The organism is Enterococcus sp. 7E2_DIV0204, from assembly GCF_002140855.1.
Classification (GTDB): domain Bacteria; phylum Bacillota; class Bacilli; order Lactobacillales; family Enterococcaceae; genus Enterococcus_L; species Enterococcus_L lemimoniae.
Window position 1 is genome coordinate 2427070 of the sequence record NZ_NGKY01000001.1, and the last position, 24878, is coordinate 2451947.

At 36.0% G+C, this 24878-nt stretch carries 22 protein-coding genes; 17 read left to right on the forward strand and 5 right to left on the reverse strand.

Annotated features, from left to right (window positions below; translation table 11 throughout):
- Positions 1 to 47: 47 nt before the first annotated feature.
- Positions 48 to 926 carry a MurR/RpiR family transcriptional regulator gene (locus A5819_RS11290; RefSeq protein ID WP_086278883.1) on the forward strand — a complete coding sequence of 293 codons (879 nt, stop codon included), beginning with the start codon at positions 48 to 50 and terminating at the stop codon, positions 924 to 926.
- On the opposite strand, the gene A5819_RS11295 is transcribed toward A5819_RS11290, so the two are convergent.
- Positions 923 to 1879, reverse strand: a complete 957-nt coding sequence (locus A5819_RS11295) for an NAD(P)-dependent oxidoreductase (protein WP_086278884.1) — start codon at positions 1877 to 1879, stop codon at positions 923 to 925. The genes A5819_RS11290 and A5819_RS11295 overlap by 4 nt on opposite strands.
- Before the next feature lie 239 nt (positions 1880 to 2118).
- On the opposite strand from A5819_RS11295, the gene A5819_RS11300 reads away from it, so the two are divergent.
- From A5819_RS11300 to A5819_RS11330, 8 genes are all read left to right on the forward strand, one after another.
- On the forward strand, positions 2119 to 2520 hold the full coding sequence (locus tag A5819_RS11300) for a DUF3224 domain-containing protein (protein WP_086278885.1): 402 nt from the start codon (positions 2119 to 2121) through the stop codon (positions 2518 to 2520).
- Entirely contained in the window at positions 2513 to 3007 is a 495-nt protein-coding gene (locus A5819_RS19830) for a YafY family protein (protein ID WP_254907263.1), read from the forward strand. The genes A5819_RS11300 and A5819_RS19830 overlap by 8 nt, the downstream gene beginning before the upstream one ends.
- Complete coding sequence (locus A5819_RS19835; RefSeq protein WP_254907309.1) at positions 2941 to 3399, forward strand: YafY family protein; 459 nt, start codon at positions 2941 to 2943, stop codon at positions 3397 to 3399. The genes A5819_RS19830 and A5819_RS19835 overlap by 67 nt, the downstream gene beginning before the upstream one ends.
- A gap of 81 nt (positions 3400 to 3480) precedes the next feature.
- On the forward strand, positions 3481 to 3912 hold the full coding sequence (locus A5819_RS11310; RefSeq protein ID WP_086278886.1) for a hypothetical protein: 432 nt from the start codon (positions 3481 to 3483) through the stop codon (positions 3910 to 3912).
- A gap of 470 nt (positions 3913 to 4382) precedes the next feature.
- Positions 4383 to 4652, forward strand: coding sequence for an ACT domain-containing protein (locus tag A5819_RS11315; RefSeq protein ID WP_086278887.1), 270 nt, complete (start codon positions 4383 to 4385; stop codon positions 4650 to 4652).
- A gap of 383 nt (positions 4653 to 5035) precedes the next feature.
- On the forward strand, positions 5036 to 6379 hold the full coding sequence (locus tag A5819_RS11320; protein ID WP_086278888.1) for a PFL family protein: 1344 nt from the start codon (positions 5036 to 5038) through the stop codon (positions 6377 to 6379).
- Between the two features lie 125 nt (positions 6380 to 6504).
- Positions 6505 to 6894 (forward strand): DUF1149 family protein, encoded by a 390-nt coding sequence (locus A5819_RS11325; protein ID WP_086278889.1) that lies wholly within the window; start codon positions 6505 to 6507, stop codon positions 6892 to 6894.
- Positions 6895 to 7354: 460 nt separating this feature from the next.
- Positions 7355 to 8746 carry an L-cystine transporter gene (locus A5819_RS11330; protein WP_086278890.1) on the forward strand — a complete coding sequence of 464 codons (1392 nt, stop codon included), beginning with the start codon at positions 7355 to 7357 and terminating at the stop codon, positions 8744 to 8746.
- Between the two features lie 75 nt (positions 8747 to 8821).
- Here the strand turns inward: A5819_RS11330 and A5819_RS11335 are convergent, their stop codons facing one another.
- Positions 8822 to 9631 carry an MBL fold metallo-hydrolase gene (locus tag A5819_RS11335; protein WP_086278891.1) on the reverse strand — a complete coding sequence of 270 codons (810 nt, stop codon included), beginning with the start codon at positions 9629 to 9631 and terminating at the stop codon, positions 8822 to 8824.
- A 121-nt stretch (positions 9632 to 9752) separates the two neighbouring features.
- On the opposite strand from A5819_RS11335, the gene A5819_RS11340 reads away from it, so the two are divergent.
- Positions 9753 to 10124 (forward strand): VOC family protein, encoded by a 372-nt coding sequence (locus tag A5819_RS11340; protein WP_086278892.1) that lies wholly within the window; start codon positions 9753 to 9755, stop codon positions 10122 to 10124.
- Positions 10125 to 10360: 236 nt separating this feature from the next.
- Positions 10361 to 11302 (forward strand): rhodanese-related sulfurtransferase, encoded by a 942-nt coding sequence (locus tag A5819_RS11345; protein WP_086278893.1) that lies wholly within the window; start codon positions 10361 to 10363, stop codon positions 11300 to 11302.
- 55 nt (positions 11303 to 11357) lie between these two features.
- Here A5819_RS11345 and A5819_RS11350 read toward each other — a convergent pair whose 3' ends face one another.
- The 3 genes from A5819_RS11350 to A5819_RS11360 all read right to left on the reverse strand — a co-directional run bounded on the left by A5819_RS11350 (position 11358) and on the right by A5819_RS11360 (position 15496).
- On the reverse strand, positions 11358 to 12461 hold the full coding sequence (locus A5819_RS11350; RefSeq protein WP_086278894.1) for an SLC13 family permease: 1104 nt from the start codon (positions 12459 to 12461) through the stop codon (positions 11358 to 11360).
- A 142-nt stretch (positions 12462 to 12603) separates the two neighbouring features.
- Positions 12604 to 13341, reverse strand: a complete 738-nt coding sequence (locus tag A5819_RS11355) for an amino acid ABC transporter ATP-binding protein (RefSeq protein ID WP_086278895.1) — start codon at positions 13339 to 13341, stop codon at positions 12604 to 12606.
- Position 13342: 1 nt separating this feature from the next.
- Entirely contained in the window at positions 13343 to 15496 is a 2154-nt protein-coding gene (locus A5819_RS11360) for an amino acid ABC transporter substrate-binding protein/permease (RefSeq protein WP_086278896.1), read from the reverse strand.
- A gap of 572 nt (positions 15497 to 16068) precedes the next feature.
- Here A5819_RS11360 and uvrB point away from each other — a divergent pair.
- The 6 genes from uvrB to whiA all read left to right on the forward strand — a co-directional run bounded on the left by uvrB (position 16069) and on the right by whiA (position 24862).
- Positions 16069 to 18063, forward strand: coding sequence for an excinuclease ABC subunit UvrB (uvrB, locus tag A5819_RS11365; protein WP_086278897.1), 1995 nt, complete (start codon positions 16069 to 16071; stop codon positions 18061 to 18063).
- A gap of 122 nt (positions 18064 to 18185) precedes the next feature.
- Positions 18186 to 21002 carry an excinuclease ABC subunit UvrA gene (gene uvrA, locus A5819_RS11370; protein ID WP_086278898.1) on the forward strand — a complete coding sequence of 939 codons (2817 nt, stop codon included), beginning with the start codon at positions 18186 to 18188 and terminating at the stop codon, positions 21000 to 21002.
- A 443-nt stretch (positions 21003 to 21445) separates the two neighbouring features.
- Positions 21446 to 21652, forward strand: a complete 207-nt coding sequence (locus A5819_RS11375; protein WP_086278899.1) for a hypothetical protein — start codon at positions 21446 to 21448, stop codon at positions 21650 to 21652.
- A 363-nt stretch (positions 21653 to 22015) separates the two neighbouring features.
- A complete protein-coding gene (gene rapZ, locus A5819_RS11380) occupies positions 22016 to 22900 on the forward strand; it encodes an RNase adapter RapZ (RefSeq protein WP_086278900.1) in 885 nt (294 codons plus the stop codon).
- Positions 22897 to 23895, forward strand: coding sequence for a YvcK family protein (gene yvcK, locus A5819_RS11385; protein ID WP_176271415.1), 999 nt, complete (start codon positions 22897 to 22899; stop codon positions 23893 to 23895). The genes rapZ and yvcK overlap by 4 nt, the downstream gene beginning before the upstream one ends.
- Before the next feature lie 31 nt (positions 23896 to 23926).
- Entirely contained in the window at positions 23927 to 24862 is a 936-nt protein-coding gene (gene whiA, locus A5819_RS11390; protein WP_086278901.1) for a DNA-binding protein WhiA, read from the forward strand.
- Positions 24863 to 24878 lie beyond the last annotated feature (16 nt).

A 24878-nucleotide genomic window follows, 5' to 3' on the forward strand; every position in this document is an offset into this window, starting at 1 on the left:
TTAGTAAGGTTGACTTTTTTATAGAATTTATACAAAGGACTGATTTAATGCTATTACTAGAGAAAATAGAACTTACTCGATTTTCTCCAACCGAAAAAATGGTTGTAGATTTCATGTTGGAAAAGCGAGAATCGATAGAAAAATACTCTGCAACCATGATTGCTGGAGAAACATATACTTCGCCTTCCTTGCTATCAAGAATAGCAAAAAAGCTTGATTTTAACGGCTGGAGTGAATTAAAAAGAGAGTTCTTAAATGAGATAGCCTATTTAGACTCAAATTTCAAAAATTTGGATGCAAATTTACCATTTAAAAAAAGTGACTCTATTATGGCAATTACTAATAAAGTGGCGCAACTCAAAACTGAGAGTCTGAAGGATACACTTACACTAATAAACCATGATTCTTTAAAGAAGGCGATTCGACTAATTGAAACTCATGATACTGTAAAGATATTTTGTCTTTCTAATTTGATATTTTTAGGAGAAGAATTTGTCTTTAAGATGAGACATATTAATAAAAAGGCTGAAATTTACCCAATCCAAAATACAATGTTTCAAGAAGCTGTTATGACAACAAATAGAGACTGTGCCATATTTATTTCTTATTCTGGTGAATCTGATCCACTGTTTAAAACAGTTCAGCTGCTTAAACAAAATGAGGTCCCAATTATTGCTATTACAAGTATTGGAGACAATCAACTATCTAGGCTCGCTGATATTACGCTACATGTCACTACACGAGAAAAATCATTTTCAAAAATTGCTGGTTTTTCTTCTATAGAGTCTATTTCCTTAGTTTTAGACGCACTATATTCCTGTTATTTTGCTATCAATTATGAAGAAAACTATGAGTATAAAATAAAATTGGCACAAGCTACAGAGCTGCGCCAAATAGATAATCAAATTGTTCGTGAAGACAGTTAGTTTTTAACGGAAATCCATTCGTTATCAATGTAACTTTTTAAGCTTTCTTCTATTACTTCCAAAGTGGAATATTCAGGAGAATAGTTGATTCGATCTTTTGCATTTTCAATACTGTATTTTCCACTTCTAGCAATATGAAAATAGGTTTTATCAATATAATCTTCATTATTTATAAACTCACACCACTTTTCCCAAGATAAGAATTTGATCTTGGGCTCTTTTTTAAAATAGTGATAGGTAGCTTGCGCATAACCAAAGAGAGTGAGTGAATCTTCTGCTACGGCATGAAAACTTTCTCCCAATGCTGACTCTCTATGCTTGATAGCATCCACAAATATTTGTGCCACATCACTAGCGTGAACATGATGTAATGTCTCCATTCCAAAATTTGGTAAGTAAATCACCTCACCATTTGCTATCTTTTGAAAAATCTCTGGATCATGATTAGCCAAAGGATTAATGATTGTCCATTTAGGGCCGGATATTTGTCCTGGCATAATAATAGTCGCTGGAAATCCGTTTGTGTAATATTCATTTTTTAGTAACTTTTCACTCTCATATTTTTGGATACCATACTCGTCTAGTGGATATTTTTTGCTATTGGGATCTGTAGGAAGAATCGTTGCTCGTCCATGAGCCCAAATAGAAGAGCAGTACAGATAGTGACTAATATCTGTTTCTTTCAATGCTGTAACCATTAACCGAGTATCTTCTACAGTGAAATTAATTAAATCAATGACAATATCTCCTTTTAATGCTGCAATTTTTTCTGGAAAATTAGGTTCTTTGCTTCTGTCCATAGTGATATGCGTTACCTGTTTCCATAAGATATCTTCTGTGTAAGGCTTACTCTTTCCTCGGCTGATTGCTATTACTTCATAGCCTGCTCTTATTAGTTTTGGAACTAAATATGATCCTATGTGACCATATGCACCTATTACAATAGCTTTCATGTGATAATTACCTCCTTCAATTTGGTTTAAGAGTATCATTTTTATTCTGCTATAGACATAGTTTTGCGTCATTTTAGAAAGTCTTTCTAAAAAAAATGAAAAGAACTTCTTTTTTTTGTGAAAATCGATTACAAACTCCTAAAGCCAAAACTTTTTATAATGTTGCACTTAATTAGACAATTCTAGCTTGTAAAAAGAACATATGTTTGCTATCCTGTTATTCATAAGGAGGGATCGTTATGAGCGCAACATTCAACGTGACAAGATGGGATGAACAACCAGTAGATGAACAAAAGATCAATTTTCCAGTGAATCGAGTTCAGGCAGAATATGAACTTGAAGGGGATCTAGAAGGCAAAGCTTGGGTCGAGTATCTTCTTTATTATTTAGAAAGCAACAAAGAAGATGGACACCTTGCAACAGCACGAATATCAGGATTTCTTCACTTTGAAGGCCAATATAAAGGAAAAACAGGAACCTTTACAGCGGCTGAAAAAGGAATTTTTGATAAAGGATCACTTGATTCACCAGGAATGATCATTAAAGGTACAGGAGAGTTACAAGCCTTGACGGGGTCTTATCAATATGATTTTGTTGGCGAAAACAGTAAGTTGATCTTGGACTTTAAGGCTGATGAATAATCTATCTAGATTATTTTATATTATGCATTATTTAACCATGCATAATAAAGCAAACGCGACAATTTTGGCAGAGCAACTGGAAGTATCGACTCGTACGATCTATCGAGATATTGATACACTGTCTTCCTTAGGTTTTCCAGTATATGCTCAAAGTGGACGAGATGGCGGAATCCGTTTGTTGGATACGCATCATCTGTCCGCAACGTTTGTGGATGATGAAGAGCAAGATCATATTATGGTGGACTTGCAGAATTTAGCCGCTACCAATCTAAAAAGCATTACCCCATTAATGAATAAGCTTTCCTCCTTATTTAAGAAAGAAGTCGAACCTTGGATCGATATTGATTTTTCAACATGGGGACGAGAAGATGAAGCAACTGTAATCGAATTGATCACTAAAGCAAAAAATCAAAAAAATGTATTACTTTTTCCTATACGAACGGAAAAGGAAAAAAAGCTGACAGAGAAGTCATGCCAAATAAATTGATCTTCAAACAAAATGCCTGGTACTTGGCAGGCTATTGTTGTGCTAGAGAAACGACTCGACTATTTAAATTAAGACGGATGAAGGATTTGCTAATTTCAGCAAACAATATTGATGATGCTTATTTGATCAAAGACTATCAACCAGAATCTGCCAAGATATGTGTTGAGTTTAAGATAAAAAATGCCCTGTTTTACCGCATACAAGAAGACTTAACAAATATTGAATTCGAGCAAGTGGGTGAATTCACCAAAGTCAAAACTTGGCAGCCAGAAGGCACGTGGCTGACTACTTATTTATTGTCATTCGGCGCGGCGGTTGAAGTGGTGAAGCCAATTGAATTGAAAGAGAAAATCAAAGAAGAGATCACGAAGATCACTCAAATTTATTTTTAATTCGTTTATTCAACTATTTCTATTTTTCCTCTTGAAAGAATGCTGATTGATTGAGATAATAGCAAAGAAAAGAGGGAGCATATGGGACAAATTTGGCTTGAACGATTACTTCGTTGGAATGCAAAGATTCAAAAATTATTGGTAGAACGATACGCTCAAATGGATCGATTGAACAATATGCTGATGAAAAGCACTCTAGTTTTATTATTGCTCAATTTAGTTTTACCAACATCGATCGCTTTTTGGCTAGCAGTAGCGCTATTAATCTGGATCAACTACCGCTTTTTTTCAAAAAGAATTTATCCGCGTTCGAATGAAAATACTCGTTATATTTTAAAAATGCAGCAATTAAGAAAAAAATTCAATCGTGTAAAAGAAAGAGTCAACACACGTAAGACGTATACTTTTTTTAAGTGTCCCACTTGTAAACAACAATTGCGAGCACCAAAAGGAAAGGGCAAGATCAAAGTAACTTGTTCAAGTTGTAAACAACAATTTACTAAAATAGTATGAAGAAAAACTTCTGAGAAGCTTCTAAAGCTCAGAAGTTTTTTAATTTATATAAAAAACGAACGATAAATCTATTTATAAGTATTTCGTTCTGATTTTTTGTTAATAATTGAACAAATTATGATATAATGAAAAAAACTTATTTTGCTTTGAAACACAGTGAACTGATGTTGAAAAGTACTGGGTGAAATGAAGCGGAACGTTGTCACTATATGTTATCTAGCTTCATGAGCTAGCTTCTCAAGAAAAAGATAAAAAATGAATGAGGTAAAAGGCACCTCAGTCATTTTTTCCTATTTTCTTGTCGAAGCTGACCGAGCTCATTCAGCTTTTAAAACTATCTAGCTTCATGAGCTAGCACCTCGGAAAAAAGATAAAAATCGAGTGAGACAAAAACGCCTCAATCAATTTTTCCTATTTTTCAGTCGGTGCTAACCAAGCTCATTCAGCTTTTAAAATTAGGAGGAATTTATATGCGTGCAGTATTAACAGTAATTGGTAAAGACAAGGTTGGAATCATAGCTGGTGTTAGTCATAAATTGGCTGAGCTTGATATGAACATCTTGGATGTTTCGCAAACAATCATGGACAGCTATTTTACAATGATGATGGTGTTAGAAATCTCTAAAGACAAAAATAATTTTGAAGAAATTCGTTCTGAGCTGAACACTCTAGGTGAAAAATTAGGTGTGAGCATTAGTATTCAAAACGAAGAGATTTTTAATGTTATGCATAAACTATAATAATTATCAGTTCCGCGGGTTTGTATCTCGGAAAAAAAGTAAAAATAGAGTGGGATAAGAAATGTCTTAATCGATTTTTCCTATTTTCCTGTCAAAGTTGGACGAGCCCGCTAAGCTTTTAAAACTATCTAGCTTCACGGACTAACCTCTCGGGAAAAAGATAAATTATGAATGAGGCAAAAAGCACCTCAGTCATAATTTCCTATTTTCCAGTCGAGGTTGAATGAGCCCGCTAAGCTTTTAAAACTATCTAGCTTCATGAGCTAGCCCCTCGGAAAAAAGATAAAAATAGAATGAGACAAGAACCGTCTCAATCGATTTTTTCTATTTTTCAGTCGGTGCTGACCGAGCTCATTCAGCTTTTAAAATTAGGAGGAATTATTTTGGAGACGAATCAAATTCTAGAAACGATCCGTATGATCGAAGAAGAAAATTTAGATATTAGAACCATTACAATGGGGATTTCATTGTTAGATTGTATTGATAGTGACAGTGATCGAGCTTGTCAAAAAATTTATGACAAAATAACGCGTTTAGCGAAGAATCTAGTCAAAGTTGGAGAAGAGATCGAATCTGAGTATGGGATTCCGATCATCAACAAGCGGATTTCTGTAACGCCGATTGGAATTGTAGCGGCAGCTAGTTCGGATTCAAATTATGTTAAATATGCGAAGGTTTTAGACAAAGCGGCTCGAGCGGTTGGGGTTAATTTTATCGGCGGATTTAGTGCTTTAGTTGAAAAAGGGTATCAACACGGAGATGAGCTTTTGATCAATTCTATTCCGCAAGCTTTAGCTGAAACTGATTTTGTTTGTTCTTCTGTAAATATCGGCTCAACAAGAGCTGGAATCAATATGGATGCTGTTCGTCATATGGGGTATGTCATCAAAGAAACAGCGGCCCAATCTGATATGGGCTGTGCCAAATTAGTCGTATTTGCAAATGCGGTGGAAGATAATCCCTTTATGGCGGGTGCTTTTCATGGTGTGGGAGAAGCTGATTGCGTAATCAATGTTGGTGTCAGTGGACCTGGCGTTGTCAAACGTGCGTTAGAGAAGGTCAAAGGAGAACCTTTTGATGTAGTCGCAGAAGTTGTCAAACAAACGGCATTTAAAATTACTAGAATGGGTCAACTAGTTGGGAAAATTGCGTCAGAACGTTTGAATGTTCCCTTTGGCATTGTGGATCTATCGTTAGCTCCAACGCCGGCTGTGGGTGATAGTGTGGCTTATATTTTAGAGGAGATGGGTTTAGAAAGTGTTGGGACGCATGGAACGACTGCTGCACTAGCTTTATTGAATGATGCAGTAAAAAAAGGAGGCGTGATGGCATGTAACCATGTTGGAGGATTATCAGGTGCGTTTATCCCTGTTTCAGAAGATGCAGGAATGATCGATGCAGTCAATAATGGTGCACTGAATTTAGAAAAATTAGAAGCAATGACGGCAATTTGTTCCGTTGGTTTAGATATGATCGCTATTCCTGGTGAAACATCAGCAGAGACGATTGCCGCAATGATTGCAGACGAAGCAGCAATCGGTGTGATCAATCACAAAACAACAGCTGTTCGTATCATTCCAGCTGAAGGAACAAAAGTTGGTGATATGGTCGAGTTTGGTGGTTTGCTAGGAAGAGCACCCGTTATGAAAGTTAATGATTATGCTTCAACAGACTTTATTCTCCGTGGTGGCAGAATCCCTGCACCAATCCATTCATTTAAAAATTAGATTAGAAAAAATGAGTATAACTATTTGTGATAAAAAGATGTATGGTATAATAAAAACATAGATAAACTATATTCATTATAGAGTGAACGAATAGTTATTGAACATAAAAAAGGAGATTTTAATACATGGAAATAAAACGTCAACAAGAAGTCGTAGAGGCTTTTCATTATGATATGCGTACCCAAGATATGGAAGAAGTCGAAACAGATCTTAGAGTTGGTTTTTCACCAATCGAATCAACTGATGAAAATTATCCAAAAGAAAATTCAATTATCGCAGCTCGTTTAGAGTTTCGTCTAGTTTTTGAAGAGTATGTTTTATCAGGTTCAGTTAGTCAAATCAATCATGTGATCAATCATAAGATTGAAAACCAAGAAGATATCTCACAAGAAGAAGTCGATGAATTAGTTAGTCCATTATTCAGCATTGTTCAACGTATGGCGTATGAAGTGACTGAAATTGCATTGGATAAACCAGGGATTCAATTGAACTTTCAATCTGCACCAGAACAGTAATTTAAATAAAGTAAAATCGAAGAGTTTGTGATAGTTAAAAACTATCACAAACTCTTTTTGCTATCATATTAGAGACAAAATAATACCCCATGACCTATTAAATCAGGTACAATAGACATATCACTGAAAATGAATTACTTTTATTTTTAGGGGGCTTGTTGAAGAATGATCCCCGGGAACCTTTACTTCCTTTGATGTACTTGTCATTTGTATTATCTAGCTTTATGAGCTACTACCTCGGAAAACGATAAAATATGGATGTGGCAAAAAACACCCCAGTCCTATTTTTCCAGTTGATACTAGGCGAGCCCGTTCAGCTTTTAATACATCTAGCTGCGCAAATCAATTCTTAGAAAAATAGATAGATTATCAATGAAACATAGATTGTTTCATTGCCAATTTCCTAATTTTCTACAGGATTAATCTATTTGCTACGCTTATAAATTTAGGAGGGAAAAAAATGACAACACTCATCACTGTTTTAGTGGTCCTTGCTTTTCTTGCAGTGTTATACGTCTTTTATCGTATGCAAACAAAACACTATAAGTTCTCTACACGTGTTTTTGCTGCATTAGGTGTCGGTATTGTATTAGGTGCAATTATTCAATTCGCATTCGGTACCCAAGACAAAGTTACTACGCAAGCAATGGAATGGATCGGTATTGTAGGTAATGGTTATGTAGCATTTTTACAAATGCTCGTAATCCCCTTAGTTTTTGTTTCTATCGTAGGAGCTTTTACTAAGATGAAAGAATCCAAACAACTAGGAAAAATCAGCTTCAATGTATTGGCAACATTGTTAGGTACAACCGCTGTGGCTGCGTTGATTGGAATCGGAACAACATTATTATTTGGACTACAAGGTGCGCAATTTACTCAAGGAACGGCAGAAACGGCACGAATTGCAGAACTTGCAACGAGACAGGAAACCGTTGAAAATCTATCGATTCCACAACAAATTTTAGCTTTTATTCCTAGAAATGTGTTTGCAGATTTTGCAGGGACGCGTCCAACAAGTACAATTGGTGTGGTGATTTTCGCAGCTTTTGTCGGTGTGGCATATCTAGGCGTAAAAAGAAAAGCACCGAAAGAAGCAGAATTTTTTGCTAATTTGATCGACAGTCTTTATAAGATCACAATGCGTATCGTAACCTTGGTTTTACGTTTAACACCTTATGGGGTTTTAGCGTTGATGACCAACGTTGTTGCAACTAGTGATTTTGATGCGATTCTTAACTTAGGAAAATTTGTGTTAGCTTCCTATACTGCGTTGATTATTGTAATGCTTGTTCATCTATTGATTTTAATGGCAGTAAAAGTAAACCCGGTGAATTATTTGAAAAAATCATTCCCAGTATTGAGTTTTGCTTTTACATCAAGATCAAGTGCTGGAGCATTACCTTTAAATATTGAAACACAAACAAAGGCTCTAGGTGTTGATGATGCAACAGCGAACTTTGCTGCAAGTTTTGGCTTATCCATTGGTCAAAATGGTTGTGCTGGTGTTTATCCTGCAATGTTGGCGACGATCGTTGCACCAACTGTGGGAATCAATGTCTTTAGTTTAGAATTTATTTTAATGTTAGTTGCAATCGTCACAATCAGCTCATTTGGTGTAGCTGGTGTCGGCGGTGGAGCAACATTTGCTTCATTGATCGTTTTAGGTGCTATGAATTTACCGGTCGCAATCGTTGGTTTAGTTATTTCTGTAGAGCCATTGATTGATATGGCAAGAACTGCTGTTAACGTTAGTGACAGTATGGTAGCTGGTATCGTGACAAGTTCTCGAATCAACGAATTAGATCGTGACGTATTAAATGATCGTAACTTAGTGATTGAAGAAAATGTTTAAGATGTGATCCGCTTCTTCTTCCCCAAGAGAGTTATAATAAAAAAAGTAAGATCGTTTAAACGATCTTACTTTTTTTTAATGCCATTCAAGCTGCAGACCAACGCCAACTTCTTCGATTGGTATATGATAATGAAGTTTAGCTTTGGCTTGAAAGGAAACACAATGACAAGGATAGAGCGTAGTAATTTGATTTTTTTCAAAATATTCAATCGTTTTGTCTAACTGTTGATCTTCATCAAATAAGTGGAACCCGCCAATAATACTCTTAATCGTCTGGATACCGGTGACTTGCTTGGCGTACTCACAAATATTACTAATACCACTGTGAGAACAACCAGTGATAATATAAAGACCATCATGACCTTCATAGATCAAGGCAGAGTCGTCTAGCACATAATCAGGTGTAAAATGATCAGATAATTTTGTTTCGCCTACTTGTTTACGTGGCTCGAAATCTACTAGTTGAGGTATTTCGCCTAAAAAAGTAATATTAGGTGAAAGTTTAACTGGATCTTTTGTAAGCACCAACTCATAGTTTTCTTTTAGTTCTTCTTTAGTCACAGCTGAACCGATAACCAATTCTTCTTCTTTTTTAGGAAAAAAAGTGAGTGGATGGGCTATGATTTGTGGTTTCTCTTTTGTAAAAATGCTAGAAATTAATTTCAAACCACCAGTGTGATCATTGTGACCATGAGATAATGCTAACTTTGAAACTTTGCTCAGGTCAATAGAAAGCAAGTCTGCATTTTTTATAAAAACGTCACTGTAACCTGTGTCAAAGAGAATTTTTTCGTCACCATCTTCTAGATAAAAAGATAAAGCGGGTTCTCCTAAGTAATAGTGATCGATATAGACATTATTATCTACCAAAACAGTTAAGTTCATTTTTTCTCCTTTTTGAAGCAAATTTATTTTCATAAAGCTTACCATAAGCTATGATAAAAAGTATATAATGAAAAAGCATTTAGTTTAAAATGAGAAAAAACAATGATGAGGAGCTAAAACCATGTTTACAAATCAAATTAAAATCATGCTATACGTCACAAATGTAGAAAAATCAAGCCAATTCTGGCAAAAAATCGGCTTTGTAGAAAAAGAAAGAGATGCAGTGGACGGTACCCTAGTAGTAGAGATTGCACCGAGTGAAACTGCGGAAACAATGATTGTGTTATATGACTTAGCATTTATCCAAAAACATTCACCAGAAGTTGCAGGAAATACACCATCACTGATGTTTTTTGCAGAAGATGTAGTGGAGCTATATAAAAAAATGAAAGATGCTGACGTGCGTGTCGGTGAATTAGTACAATTACCAACTGGTTTAGTCTTCAACTTTGCAGATAATGATGAAAATTATTTTGCAGTATCTGGTCAATAAAGAGTTAATTTAAATGAACTACCCACATTTTTTTTAAGTGTAGGTAGTTTTTCTATTTTTTAGTGCGTGCTAAACGGTTCATTTCGCCTTTCGTTTTATGTTCACTATTCCACAAGCAAATACCTCGCTTTTTGTATTTCTTTTTTTATATACTGAATACGTATGAATAGAAAATCGGAATTGTACAGTTATTTTGGAGATAGCTAAGCAGTTTCTAGAAAAAGGAGTAAGATAAAATGGATTACCGCGTATTACTGTATTACAAATATACGACGATCGAAAACCCGGAGGAATTTGCAAAGGAGCATTTAGCTTTTTGTAAATCGTTGAACTTAAAAGGTAGAATTTTAGTAGCGACTGAAGGGATCAATGGTACACTTTCAGGTACGATTGCTGATACAGATGCTTATATGGAAGCAATGTTAGCAGATGAGCGTTTCAAGGATACGTATTTCAAAATCGATGAGGTACCAGAAAATGCCTTTCATAAAATGTTTGTCCGTCCTAGAAAAGAACTGGTCTCTTTAAGCCTAGAAGAAGATGTGAATCCGTTAGAGTTAACCGGAAAATATTTGGAACCTATTGAATTTAAAGAAGCACTTCTAGATGAAAATACAGTAGTGATCGACGCTAGAAATGATTATGAATATGATCTAGGTCACTTTAGAGGAGCTGTTCGTCCTGATATTCGTAACTTTAGAGAATTACCACAATGGATCAGAGACAATAAAGAACAATTTATGGATAAAAAAGTGGTAACTTACTGTACTGGTGGAATTCGCTGTGAGAAATTTTCTGGATGGTTGATCAAAGAAGGCTTTGAAGATGTTGCTCAGCTACATGGTGGTATTGCTGTTTATGGAAAAGATCCAGAAACACAAGGCGAGTTATGGGATGGAAAAATGTATGTTTTTGATGAACGAATCAGTGTTGAAATCAACCATGTCGATAAAAAAATTATCGGTAAAGACTGGTTTGACGGGACACCTTGCGAACGTTATATTAATTGCGCTAATCCATTCTGTAATAAACAAATTTTAGCCTCAGAAGAAAATGAAGCAAAATACCTTGGCAGCTGTTCAGATGAGTGTCGTCATCATCCGGCAAATCGTTATGTAATGAGAAATGAACTGTCAGAACAAGATGTAAAGGCTAGACTTGAAGCAATTGCAAATTAATCACTAAAACAAAAAATTCGACACAAAGCGATTGACCGTTGTGTGTCGAATTTTTTTATAGTATAAAAGCAAAAAATAAGAGAAAGAAAAGTAAAAATACTAGATTCACAGCAGTGAACTGCCAAAGAAATGTTTTTGACTGGGTAGGATAATACTCTTTATACAATTTGAATCCGATCAGATTTGCTAAAGAAGAAATAATGGTTCCCAAACCACCAACATTCACACCCCAAAAAAGTGCTTGAGATTGATCTGTAAATGGCGCAATCAAAATGGCTGCAGGAACATTACTGATAATCTGACTGATTAGAATACTACCAAAAAAGGTCCGTGTACTTGTCGTAAATTGTACCTTTATAAATGAGGAAAGTAATTCTACTTGTGCAAAATTTCCAACGGCAATAAAGAAAAAAATGAATGTCCCCAACAGTTTATAGTCAAGTTGTATTAGCAAACGTTTATCATATACAGTGAGAATTATCACAGCAATTGGAATGACAATATAATATGGAAGGACATTGAAAATGCCTAAAAGAATGAGGCCTCCAACCATACTTGAGAAAACTGTTTTATTTTTGTTGACCGTTGGAACTGAGGTATGTTGTGTGGGAATCACACTTTTCTTTATAAACAAAAAAGAAATCAATAAAAATAAAATTGAAGAAAAAAGTAGCACTATAGACCACTTAAAAAAAGACAACGTGGAGAGGGAATAATAAGAAAATAAAAAGAGATTTTGTGGATTACCAAACGGGAAAAAACTACTCCCTAAATTTGCTGCAACAATCAGTAAGACAGCTCCCAAAATCTTATTTTCCATTTCAGGGAATTTTTTGATGATTGTTAAGTAAATCGGCATTAACGAAAGGATTGCGACATCATTCGTCAAAATCATAGAACTAACAAAGGATAAGATCACAATATTTCGAATCAGACTGCGAGTGTTAGCAGAGTAATCGATCATCTTGTCAGCAAAATAGGTTAGACTCCCTAGGTTCTCAAAATTTTTTACCAAAAGCATCAAACCTAATAAACAAAAAACAACTTTAAAATCAATTGAGTCTATAGAGAATCGACCAAATGCGCAACTGATGAGAGCAATAAGAAGCGAAAGTGAAAATAATAAATCATTGGTAAAAAAAGTGTATAATCGTTTCATTTAGTAACACTCCTTTTTTAGGAAAAGATATTCTGAAGACTGTTCAAATTTACTTTAAAAAGACTAAATTATCAAGTGTAACGTTAGAGGAAATAAAAAAAGATAGATTACTTTGTAATAGAAGCAATCTATCCTTTTTTATCTAAATATTAAGTACTTTATCCAAGAAATCTTTTGTACGCTCATTTTGCGGATTTTCAAAAATTTGTTGTGGTGTACCATCTTCTAAGAAATTACCACCATCAATAAACATCACGCGATTTGCAACTTCTTTAGCAAAGCCCATCTCATGTGTTACGATCACCATGGTCATACCTTGTTTTGCTAATTTTTTCATAACGTTCAGTACATCACCGACCATCTCTGGATCAAGTGCAGATGTTGGTTCATCGAATAACATGATATCAGGATTCATTGCTAAGGCACGAGCAATCGCTACCCGTTGTTTTTGTCCACCAGATAATGATTCAGGATAACTATCTTTTTTATCCGCTAACCCAACAGTATCTAAAAGCTTAATAGCTTTTTCTTCCGCATCTTTTTTTGAAAGACGACCTAGGTCGGTTGGGGCTAATGTAATATTTTCCATGATCGATAGGTGAGGGAATAAATTAAAATGTTGAAAAACCATACCGATGTGTTGACGTACTTTGTTGATATTCGTATTCTTATCCGTTAGATTAGCGCCATCGATGATAATATCACCACTAGTTGCTTCTTCAAGTTGATTCAAACAACGAAGAAAGGTACTTTTACCAGAACCAGAAGGGCCGATAACACAAACTACATCGCCTTCTTGAATGGATACATTGATATCGTTAAGCACGGTATTATCACCATATTTTTTTACTAAATGTTCTACTAGAATTTTTTCAGCCATATTATTTCACCTTCTTTTCTAAAACTTTAGCTAATTTCGTCAAGGCTGTGATCAAAATCAAATACATCATGGCAATCACGAAGTAGACCATTGTGCTTTGTAAGTTTCTAGCAACGATGATTTTACCTGTTTGCAACAACTCGATCAGACCAATCGCAGAAAGGATCGTTGTATCTTTTAATGAGATAACAAATTGATTGACGAAAGAAGGAATCATGATTTTGATTGCTTGTGGTAAAATGATTTTTTGCATTGTACGGTTGTATGAAAGACCTAAACTACGTGACGCTTCCATTTGACCGACTGGCACTGCATTGATCCCGCCACGGACGATTTCAGAGATATAAGCACTTGCATTTAAGGTCAGTGTAATGATTCCAGCAAGAAATACTGGAATGTTGAAACCTAGAATTCCAGGTAAGCCAAAGTAGATAAAGAAAGCTAAAACCATTAAAGGAATCCCACGAATGATATCAACATAAATCGTCGAAATCACACGTAAAGTTTTTGATGGTGAGGCACTGAATAATCCAAAAAGTACTCCAACGATCAGAGCTAAAATAAATGAAACCAAGGTTAATTGAATAGTCATCCATAATCCGTTTAATAATCGTTTCCAGTTATTTTGAATCATGCCGACAAATGTTGATTCATCCACTTTATTTTCAGTAGCGCCATCTTTTACGTATTTTCCGATGATCTCATCATATTCACCAGTTCGTTTTAATTCTGCTAAACCTTCATTAAACATTTGGATCAGTTCAGGATTTTTACCTTTTTTAACAGCAAATCCATATTTTCCGCCTTCTTCACGTGGAATTGGCGTTGTTAATGGTTGTTTTTGTGCCACACCATAACCAATGACAGGATAATCATCAATCATAGCATCGATCTCATTGATCTCAAGCGCACTGTATAATGCATCTGTCGTATCTAGATATTTGATCGAGTAACCATATTTATCTTTGTTCGATTCAAGGAAATCAGCACTTTCAGTCCCAATTTTAGCGCCAACTTTTTTATCTTTTAAATCCTCATAAGAATGGATTTTGTCATTGCCTTTTTTGACAGCGATTTGAATGCCACTATTGAAGTAAGGCGTAGAAAAGTCAAAGGAATTTTCACGTTCATCTGTAATCGTCATGCCGGCGATCATTGCATCTGCTTGACCAGACTCGACTGCTTGAACAGCAGAGCTAAAGCCGATAAATTTAAACTCGATAGTAAAATCTTGCAGTTCGGCAATTCGATTTACTAAGTCAACATCAATTCCTTCGTATTTACCATCAGCATTTTGAAATTCAAAAGGAGCGAAGGTTGAATCACTAGCGACTACATAGGTATCTTTTTTAGGTTGGATCTTTTTCATTTTAGAATCAGAATCTGTTTCAGTTCCTGTAGTAATATATTTCGCTAAGATAGCGTCATATTTACCTGAGCTTTTTAGTTCTTTTAAACCAGCATTAAACTTTTCAATCAATTCTTTGTTTTGCCCTTTTTTAACAGCGAAACCATATGAACTACCTGTTTCTTTTTTACCAACTAATTGCAGGTTCTGGCCATTCGTTACGGCATAGCCTAAAACTGGATAATCATCGAAAATGGCATCTGCTTCATTATTTTCAAGTGCTTGATAAAGACCCGTTGCATCATCGAAATTTTTGATTGTATAGCCGTATTTTTCTTGGTTTTTCTCTAAGAAAGCAGCACTTTCAGTTCCCACTTTAGCAGCAGCTGTCTTGCCTTTTAGATCATCATAGCTTTTGATTTTATCGTTTCCTGTTTTAACGGCCATTTGCAGACCACTATCAAAATAAGGATCTGAGAAATCAAATGATTTTTTTCGTTCATCAGTAATGCTCATACCGGCAATCATACCGTCTACTTGTTTTGATTGTACAGCTTGAATGGCGCTATCAAACCCAAGCGGCTTCAGATTAACTTTAAAATCTTGAGCTTCAGCGATTGCCTGAAGCAGATCCACATCGATTCCAACATATTCTCCTTTAGAGTCTTGGAATTCAAAAGGGGCGAAAGTCAAATCTGTTCCTATAGTATATGTTTTTTCCTCAGCCTGAGCGCTTTGCCCAAGTGTAAATGTCAGTAGACTTGCCATCATTACAATGAATGAAAGTAAAAAGTGTTTCTTTTTCATAAAATACCTCCTAATTTTAAAAGCGTAGTGGGCTCGTCCAGTCTTGATGAGATCGAAGTAGAGCGTAGTGACTAGCCCACCCAGCTAGATAACGTTTTAAAGCGGAACAAATCGTTTAGTCCTGTAGAAAGTTAGGGAATTGACTTTGAAACGTTTTCTGTTTCAATGACAATTTTTCTAGTTTCCTAAGAATTAATTTGTGTAGCTAGATAGCTCGCATATTGGATAATTATATAGTAAAAAAAGGCAAAAACACAAGTCATTCACAATGAGAAAGTCAAAAAAAACTCATTTCCTCACATCTTATGTTATGAAATGTGACATAAAAGAGTTGGGAATTATCGAAGGATACTAATTTAGAGGCAAACAAAAGATTAAATAAAATGTAAATTGGCAAAAAATACGTACACGCAAACCATTCTAAAACTAGCGAAAATATGTTCGGTATGTTAAAATAATGACAGTAGTTTCATTTCAACTTAAGGCGAGTTGTATCAGTTAGTGAGATTCATATTCCCAGTTGTTTTTAGTAAATGAAGCCGTAATTAAAAGAAGTAAAAGGAGGATGTTGGATGATAGAAAGAGAGACCTCCAATACATTTGATTTAGTCTCAAAATATAAACCAGATGGAGATCAGCCAGAAGCAATCAAACGATTAGTAGACGGTATCGAAGGCGGGGAAAAAGCACAAATTTTATTAGGTGCAACTGGAACCGGGAAAACATTTACGATTTCCAATGTGATTACCGAAGTAAACAAACCAACATTAGTCATTGCCCATAATAAAACATTAGCTGGACAGCTTTATGGAGAGTTCAAGGAATTCTTCCCTAATAACGCGGTCGAGTATTTTGTTAGTTATTACGATTATTACCAACCAGAAGCCTACGTACCCTCAAGCGATACCTATATAGAAAAAGATGCCAGTATCAATGATGAGATCGATAAGTTACGACATTCAGCGACAAGCTCTTTATTAGAACGAAATGATGTGATCGTAGTGGCATCTGTCTCATGTATTTTTGGTTTAGGTGATCCCAAAGAGTATAGTGAGCAAGTTGTTTCGATTCGTGTAGGCATGGAGATGGATCGTAGTCAGCTGTTGACTGATTTAGTAAATATTCAATTTGAGCGAAACGATATAGATTTTCAACGTGGGCGCTTTCGTGTTCGTGGCGATGTTGTTGAAATTTTTCCTGCATCACGAGATGATCATGCGTTACGAGTTGAATTTTTTGGCGATGAGATTGAGCGGATTCGAGAAGTTGATGCATTGACTGGTGAAGTGATCGGTGAGACAGAACATGTCGCGATTTTTCCAGCAACGCACTTTGTAACCAATGAAGATCATATGGAACATGCAATTTCACAAATCCAAGCAGAGTTGGATGCTCGTTTGACTGTTTTGCGCAATGAAAATAAATTACTGGAAGCACAACGTTTGGAGCAGAGAACAAATTACGATATCGAAATGATGCGGGAAATGGGCTATACATCTGGTATCGAAAATTATTCTCGTCATATGGATGGCCGTTCAGAAGGCGAACCGCCGTATACATTGATTGACTTTTTCCCAGATGACTTTTTACTTGTGATCGATGAGTCACACGTGTCGATGCCGCAAATTCGTGGTATGTATAATGGTGACCGTGCTAGAAAACAAATGCTGGTAGATTATGGTTTCCGTTTACCTAGTGCTTTGGATAATCGTCCGTTACGGTTAGAAGAATTTGAAAAACATGTGCATCAAGTGGTGTATGTTTCTGCAACACCTGGACCATACGAGTATGAACAAACAGATACTGTTATTCCTCAGATCATTCGTCCGACAGGCTTATTAGATCCATTGATCGAAGTTCGTCCGATCATGGGACAAATCGATGATTTAGTAGGCGAGATCCATGAACGAGTTGAGAAAGATCAACGTGTATTCATCACGACTTTAACGAAGAAAATGTCTGAAGACTTAACCGATTATCTTAAAGAGTTAGGGATCAAAGTCAAATACCTGCATAGTGACATTAAGACCTTAGAACGAACAGAAATCATTCGAGATTTACGTTTAGGTGAATTTGATGTCTTGATCGGGATCAACTTGCTCCGTGAAGGGTTAGATGTACCTGAAGTATCATTGATTGCGATTTTAGATGCTGATAAGGAAGGTTTCTTGAGGAGTGAGCGCTCATTGATCCAAACTATTGGTCGTGCCGCCCGTAATTCAGATGGTCGAGTTATTATGTATGCTGATAAAATCACTGATTCTATGCAAAAAGCGATGGATGAAACAGCACGACGCCGTTCGATCCAAGAAAAATATAACGAAGAACATGGTATTATACCGAAAACAATCATTAAAGAAATCCGCGAGTTGATTTCAATTTCTAAAACAAATGAAAAAGGCGAACCAATCAAGATCGATAAATCATATCATGAGTTGAGTCGCCAAGAAAAAGCTGATTTATTAATGAAACTAGAAAAAGAAATGCGCGATGCAGCTAAAGCATTGGACTTTGAAACAGCAGCAACTCTAAGAGATACGATTTTGGAGTTGAAAGCAGCAGAGTAAGGTGGATTGGCTAAAGGAAATAGAAAATAATAAGGATCAACGTTCCCTGTGGTCACCTTGTACTGTTCAACATCAGTTCAGAAAAACATTATCACTGTGTTTCACAGCAAAGGAGAGTAGTAATGGCAAATGATAAGATTGTTATTCATGGTGCACGTGCACATAATTTAAAAGATATAGATGTCACGATTCCTCGTGACAAAATGGTTGTAGTAACTGGGCTTTCTGGTTCTGGGAAAAGTTCACTGGCTTTTGATACGTTATATGCAGAAGGACAACGCCGTTATGTGGAAAGTCTTTCAGCTTATGCAAGACAATTTTTAGGTCAGATGGATAAGCCAGATGTGGATAGTATTGACGGGTTGAGTCCAGCGATTTCGATCGATCAAAAAACAACAAGTAAAAACCCACGCTCGACAGTAGGAACCGTAACCGAGATCAATGATTACTTAAGATTGTTGTTTGCTCGAGTAGGGCATCCAATTTGCCCAAATGATGGTACTGAAATTACTAGTCAGTCTGTTGAACAGATGGTAGACAAAGTCTTGGAACTGCCAGAAAAAACAAAGCTCCAAGTATTAGCACCTGTGATCGTGAAGAAAAAGGGTCAACACAAAAAAGTATTTGAAATGATTCAACGGGAAGGCTATGTTCGGATGCGAGTAGATGGGGAAACCTATGATGTCAGCGAAGCACCTGAACTTGAAAAAAATAAAAAACATGATATTGCGATTGTGATTGATCGTATTGTTGTAAAGGAAGGTATCCGTTCTCGTTTATTTGATTCATTTGAAGCAGCATTGAGATTAGCAGACGGTTATGCACTAGTTGATGTGATTGGTGGAGAAGAAATGTTGTTCAGTGAACATTATGCTTGTCCATACTGTGGTTTTACTGTAGGTGAATTAGAGCCAAGATTGTTTTCTTTTAATGCGCCATTTGGAGCTTGTCCTGATTGTGATGGATTAGGAATAAAATTAGAAGTCGATCGGGATCTAGTCATTCCAGATCCAACTAAAACATTGCGAGAAGGGGCAATTGCACCTTGGAATCCAATCAGTTCTCAATATTATCCGCAAATGTTGGAACAAGCAGCTGATAGTTTCAATATTGACATGGATACACCATTTAACGAACTTCCCGTGGAACATCAAGAAATCATTTTGAATGGTTCGAATGGAGAACCTTTCCACTTTCATTATGAAAATGATTTTGGCGGAGTGCGTGATGTGGAAGTTCCATTTGAGGGTGTCTTAACAAATATCAAGCGTCGATATCATGAAACAAATAGCGACTTTACTCGTGATCAAATGCGTTTATATATGACTGAATTAACTTGCAAGACATGTAAAGGATACCGTTTAAATCCACAAGCCTTATCAGTTAAAATCGATAATACAAATATCGGTCAAGTCAGTGAATTGGCTATCAAAAATGCAGTGAAATTTTTCGAAACAGTGACATTATCTGAACAAGAACAAATGATTGCCAAACCAATTTTAAAGGAAGTTGAAGATCGTCTGAACTTTTTAAAAAATGTCGGACTAGATTATTTGACACTTAGTCGAGCGGCAGGGACATTGTCGGGTGGTGAAGCACAGCGGATTCGTTTAGCGACTCAAATTGGTTCTAATTTGTCGGGAGTCTTATATATATTGGATGAGCCATCAATTGGTCTTCATCAAAGAGATAATGATCGTCTGATCGAATCACTGAAGAAAATGCGTGATCTAGGCAATACCTTGATCGTCGTGGAACATGATGAAGACACAATGAGAGCGTCTGATTACTTGATCGATGTGGGACCTGGTGCTGGACATTTAGGCGGAGAAATCGTAGCTTCTGGTACGCCGGATGAAGTCGCAAAAAATCCTAATTCTTTAACTGGTCAGTATTTATCTGGGAAAAAAGTAATCCCAGTCCCTAAAGAACGTCGTAAAGGTAACGGTAAAATAATCAAAGTTACCGGTGCAGCTGAAAATAACTTGAAAAATGTCACAGTAGAGTTTCCTTTAGAAGAATTTGTGGCTGTAACTGGTGTTTCAGGGTCTGGAAAAAGTACCTTGGTCAACCAAATTTTGAAAAAAGCTTTAGCTCAAAAAATCAATCGTAATTCGAATAAACCTGGAAAACACAAAAGTATTACTGGATACAAACATATCGAAAAGATCATTGATATCGATCAAAGTCCGATTGGGCGTACGCCAAGAAGTAATCCGGCGACCTATACAAGTGTGTTTGATGACATTCGCGATTTATTCGCAAAGACTAATGAAGCTAAAGTTCGTGGATACAAAAAAGGACGATTTAGTTTTAACGTGAAGGGCGGCCGTTGTGAAGCATGTCGTGGCGACGGAATTATTAAGATTGAAATGCATTTTTTACCAGATGTCTATGTTCCTTGTGAAGTGTGTCATGGTAAACGTTATAACTCAGAAACACTAGAAGTTCATTATAAAGGAAAGAATATTTCTGATATATTGAATATGACTGTTGAAGATGCAGTGGCATTCTTCCAACATATCCCTAAGATTCATCGTAAATTGAAAACAATTGTCGATGTAGGATTAGGCTATGTTACGTTAGGCCAACCAGCAACCACGCTATCTGGTGGAGAAGCACAGCGAATGAAGCTTGCTAGTGAGCTACACAAAAATTCAAATGGTAAAAATTTCTATATATTAGATGAGCCGACAACAGGATTGCATACTGATGATATTGCACGATTACTAGTCGTTTTGGAACGATTGGTTGAAGCTGGAAATACGGTTCTTGTGATTGAGCATAATTTAGATGTGATAAAATCGGCAGACCATGTAATTGATTTGGGTCCAGAAGGTGGAGATGGTGGTGGAACAATTGTAGCAACAGGGACGCCAGAAGACATCGCCAAAGTCAAAGCCAGCTATACGGGTAAGTATTTAAAACGAGTTTTATAAATTGGTATACTCCATTTTGAAAGTATTACCGTTGTTTTTAAAGAAAGTATGAAGTTTGGAACAAAATTGTCTATTGGTATTGATTTCTTAAAGTGGTTGCAGTAGAATCACAATCAGATAGATATATTGTTCAACCTAATTGGTATATATCTTTCCTTCTATAAATAATCCGTTCAAAAAAGAAAAGTACAGCCTTCATCAGTGAAGGTTGTCTTTTTTTTTTTAAAATAAGGACTTATTCCGTGAAAAGTAAATATAAGAGAACTATTTGATAAATAAAAATGAGAATTAAATGATAAAACGAATGAAAACATACGTTTTATAATCACTTTTATTTAAAAAAAGTCAAAAAAAGAAAGAATATATACGTAAGTTGAATAATAATTTCTTAAAAAACATGATATTCTATAGATATCAGAAGAGTATGAAAGGATGATTTTTTCTTGAAAAAAAGAGAAGTAAAAATTGGTGAACATTATGTTTGTCATGAATCAAATTTTTCTTGGTTTTTTGTAGGGGAAGCCATCTCCAAAAAAGAAGAAGATGTACAAGTCAAAGTGGTTAAATGCCATCCGTCTGATCGTCCAGTCATAAGTTGTGATGAGCCTATTTTGAATTTAGCCTATTTTAATGTCATTGAGAATGCATAGTTAGGTAGAGAGACTTGCTTAAATTATTTTATTCAAACATAAATAAACAAAAAACAAGAGAACAAAACGTTTGTTTTGTTCTCTTGTTTTTTTACAAATGTTTTTTTAATTCATTTTATATATATGGAATCCATTGTTATGTGGTTATAATATAGTAGAAAAGTGTCTTTGGCTCTAGTCGAAGTGATTTAGTGATGTATCAAATAGTAATCTGAAGCAATACTGATAGATAATACTGTTCCAATTTTTATTCGCATCAATTTATAAGAAAATCCGAATAAATCAATAGAATCGTTTGAAAAGCTTTCTTTGATACGCCCGGAATGCTATAATTAGTAAAATGTTTTCAAAGGAGCGCTATACATGGCTGATAATTTACAATTAGTGATAATCACTGGAATGAGCGGTGCAGGGAAGACTGTAGCCATTCAAAGTTTTGAAGATATGGGGTATTTTTGTATCGATAATATGCCCCCAAGTTTAATCCCTAAGTTTTGGGAATTGATCAAAGAATCTGGAAAAGTAACGAAGATTGCTTTAGTAATTGATTTACGCTCTCGTAACTTTTTTAGAGAAATTCAAGATATGTTAGTTGAATTAGAAAATACTAATTTGATCGACACAACGATCATGTTTTTAGATGCAACAGATGAAGAATTAGTTTCTCGTTATAAAGAAACGCGCCGTGCGCATCCATTAGCAATGGATGGCCTAATTACAGAAGGCATTAGAAAAGAGCGAGCGATTCTTGAAGAGATCAGAGGTGATGCGCAAGTTGTGATCGATACGACTGAATTATCTCCAAGACAATTACGAGAAAGAATCAATGAAGAATTCAAATCAAGAGATACCCATGAATTTCGTATTGAGCTGATTTCATTCGGTTTTAAATATGGATTGCCGATTGATGCTGATATTGTGATGGATGTGCGTTTTTTACCAAACCCTCATTATATCCCTGAACTAAGACCGCTGACAGGTCAAGATTCATCTGTTTATGATTATGTCATGAGTTTTCCTGAGACAGAAAGTTTTTATACTCGCTTTATCGATTTGTTGAAAAACGTGATGCCTGGTTATGAAAAAGAAGGCAAATCCAGTGTAACGATTGCTATCGGCTGTACGGGAGGACAACATCGTTCAGTAGCTTTGACAGAACGTGTGGCTAAGGAACTTGAACAAGATTACCATGTAAACATCACACATCGTGACAAAGGCAAGCGGAAAGAGACGGTGAACCGCTCATGAAAATGAAAACCTACCGGATTAGAAAACCTAAAATCGTCGTTGTTGGCGGTGGAACGGGTTTGCCTGTTATTTTAAAAAGCTTGCGGAACCAAAGTGCTGATATCACAGCTGTTGTGACTGTTGCTGATGATGGTGGCAGTAGTGGGGCGATTCGTGAGTCAATGAATATGACGCCGCCAGGAGATTTACGTAATGTGTTGGTTGCTTTGTCTGATATGCCCCAGCTTTATGAAGATATTTTTCAATATCGGTTTGATAAATCAGACAAGTATTTTGCCAACCATGCAATTGGTAATTTGATTATTGCTGCTGTTTCAGAAATGCGTGGCAGCACTTATGAAGCAATTCAGCTACTTTCAAAAATGATGCATGTAGATGGACATATCTATCCTTCGTCAGAAAGACCATTGACTCTTCATGCTGTATTTAAAGATGGTACGACTGCGATCGGTGAATCAAGCATTGCCGTTGATCGTAAAACAATTGATCATGTTTTTGTAACCAATACCAATGACGATGAGCAACCTAAAGCGGCTAGAAAAGTTGTTAAAGCAATTGAGGAAGCGGATATGATCGTGTTGGGACCAGGCAGTATGTTCACCAGTATTTTACCTAATTTGGTGATCAATGAAATTGGCGAGGCGATCATTAATGCGGAAGGTGAAGTAGTCTATATTTGTAATATCATGACTCAAAAAGGTGAAACAGAACATTTTACTGATGCTGATCATGTGTGTGTACTTCATGAACACTTGAATAGTAAATTTGTTGATACTGTTTTGGTCAATACAGAAAACGTTCCTGATGGCTATATGGATCCAGAAGTTTATGATGAGTACTTAGTCCAAGTGGAACATGACTTCCAAAAATTACGAGACGAAGGCTGTCGTGTGATTTCTACGGACTTCTTAAAGCTACGTGATGGTGGCGTTTTTCATGATGGGGATAAAGTAGTAGACGAATTATTCCGAATTGTATTTGGCGCAAGATATTAAGGACTTATCAATAAGAGAGGAGGGCTGAAACTTGTCATTTGCAGCAGATGTAAAAAAAGAACTGACGACATTAGAGGTTCATCGAGAGCACGCTCGGGCTGAGTTAGCTGCTTTGATTCGGATGAACGGATCATTAAGTATTGTAAACCAGCAATTTGTACTGAATGTTCAAACTGAAAATGCAGCGATTGCCAGACGAATCTATTCTCTTTTAAAAGATCATTACGATGTTCGATCGGAATTGTTAGTCCGAAAAAAAATGAAACTAAAAAAAAATAACGTGTATATCGTTCGACTAAAGCAAGACACGAAAAGTGTCCTAGCAGATTTGGATATTTTAGATGGCATGATGTTCAACACCCATGTATCCGATGATATTATCGGGAATGCACAAAAAATGAGATCGTATTTAAGAGGAGCATTTATGGCTTCCGGCTCGGTCAATAATCCGGAAACAAGTCGTTATCATTTGGAAATATTTTCGATTTACGAAGAACATAATGACGATATTTGCCAGATGCTGAACTACTATGACTTAAATGCCCGGACGTTGGAGCGGCGCAATGGTTACATTTCTTATTTGAAAGGTGCCGAAAGAATTGCCGATTTTTTAACCTTGATTGGTGCGACTAATTCAATGCTAAAATTTGAAGATGTCCGTATCGTTCGAGACATGCGTAATTCAGTGAATCGTTTAGTAAATTGTGAAACCGCAAATCTAAATAAAACCATCGATGCAGCATCGAAACAAATTGAAAATATCCAATATATTGAAAGTGTTGTTGGACTCTCAGCTTTACCGGAGAAACTGCAGGAGATTGCAGAATTACGCTTAGAATATCCGGAAGTCAGTTTGAAAGAGTTGGGTGAGATGATTCCATCTGGCGCTATTTCGAAATCTGGCATCAATCATCGGATTCGTAAAATCAATGAATTTGCAGATAAACTAAGAGAAAAAAGTGCATAGTTCCGTGTAGATGGCT

Excerpts from the sequence above, each read along its gene's own strand:
- A5819_RS11345 (WP_086278893.1), top strand. The coding sequence starts at position 10,361 with ATGGATTACCGCGTATTACTGTATTACAAATATACGACGATCGAAAAC.
- rapZ (WP_086278900.1), top strand. The coding sequence starts at position 22,016 with ATGGCTGATAATTTACAATTAGTGATAATCACTGGAATGAGCGGTGCA.
- uvrB (WP_086278897.1), top strand. The coding sequence starts at position 16,069 with ATGATAGAAAGAGAGACCTCCAATACATTTGATTTAGTCTCAAAATAT.
- A5819_RS11340 (WP_086278892.1), top strand. The coding sequence starts at position 9,753 with ATGTTTACAAATCAAATTAAAATCATGCTATACGTCACAAATGTAGAA.
- A5819_RS11355 (WP_086278895.1), bottom strand. The coding sequence starts at position 13,341 with ATGGCTGAAAAAATTCTAGTAGAACATTTAGTAAAAAAATATGGTGAT.
- uvrA (WP_086278898.1), top strand. The coding sequence starts at position 18,186 with ATGGCAAATGATAAGATTGTTATTCATGGTGCACGTGCACATAATTTA.
- A5819_RS11325 (WP_086278889.1), top strand. The coding sequence starts at position 6,505 with ATGGAAATAAAACGTCAACAAGAAGTCGTAGAGGCTTTTCATTATGAT.
- A5819_RS11315 (WP_086278887.1), top strand. The coding sequence starts at position 4,383 with ATGCGTGCAGTATTAACAGTAATTGGTAAAGACAAGGTTGGAATCATA.
- A5819_RS11295 (WP_086278884.1), bottom strand. The coding sequence starts at position 1,879 with ATGAAAGCTATTGTAATAGGTGCATATGGTCACATAGGATCATATTTA.
- A5819_RS11310 (WP_086278886.1), top strand. The coding sequence starts at position 3,481 with ATGGGACAAATTTGGCTTGAACGATTACTTCGTTGGAATGCAAAGATT.
- A5819_RS11360 (WP_086278896.1), bottom strand. The coding sequence starts at position 15,496 with ATGAAAAAGAAACACTTTTTACTTTCATTCATTGTAATGATGGCAAGT.
- A5819_RS11300 (WP_086278885.1), top strand. The coding sequence starts at position 2,119 with ATGAGCGCAACATTCAACGTGACAAGATGGGATGAACAACCAGTAGAT.
- yvcK (WP_176271415.1), top strand. The coding sequence starts at position 22,897 with ATGAAAATGAAAACCTACCGGATTAGAAAACCTAAAATCGTCGTTGTT.
- A5819_RS19830 (WP_254907263.1), top strand. The coding sequence starts at position 2,513 with ATGAATAATCTATCTAGATTATTTTATATTATGCATTATTTAACCATG.
- A5819_RS11330 (WP_086278890.1), top strand. The coding sequence starts at position 7,355 with ATGACAACACTCATCACTGTTTTAGTGGTCCTTGCTTTTCTTGCAGTG.
- A5819_RS11290 (WP_086278883.1), top strand. The coding sequence starts at position 48 with ATGCTATTACTAGAGAAAATAGAACTTACTCGATTTTCTCCAACCGAA.
- A5819_RS11350 (WP_086278894.1), bottom strand. The coding sequence starts at position 12,461 with ATGAAACGATTATACACTTTTTTTACCAATGATTTATTATTTTCACTT.
- A5819_RS11335 (WP_086278891.1), bottom strand. The coding sequence starts at position 9,631 with ATGAACTTAACTGTTTTGGTAGATAATAATGTCTATATCGATCACTAT.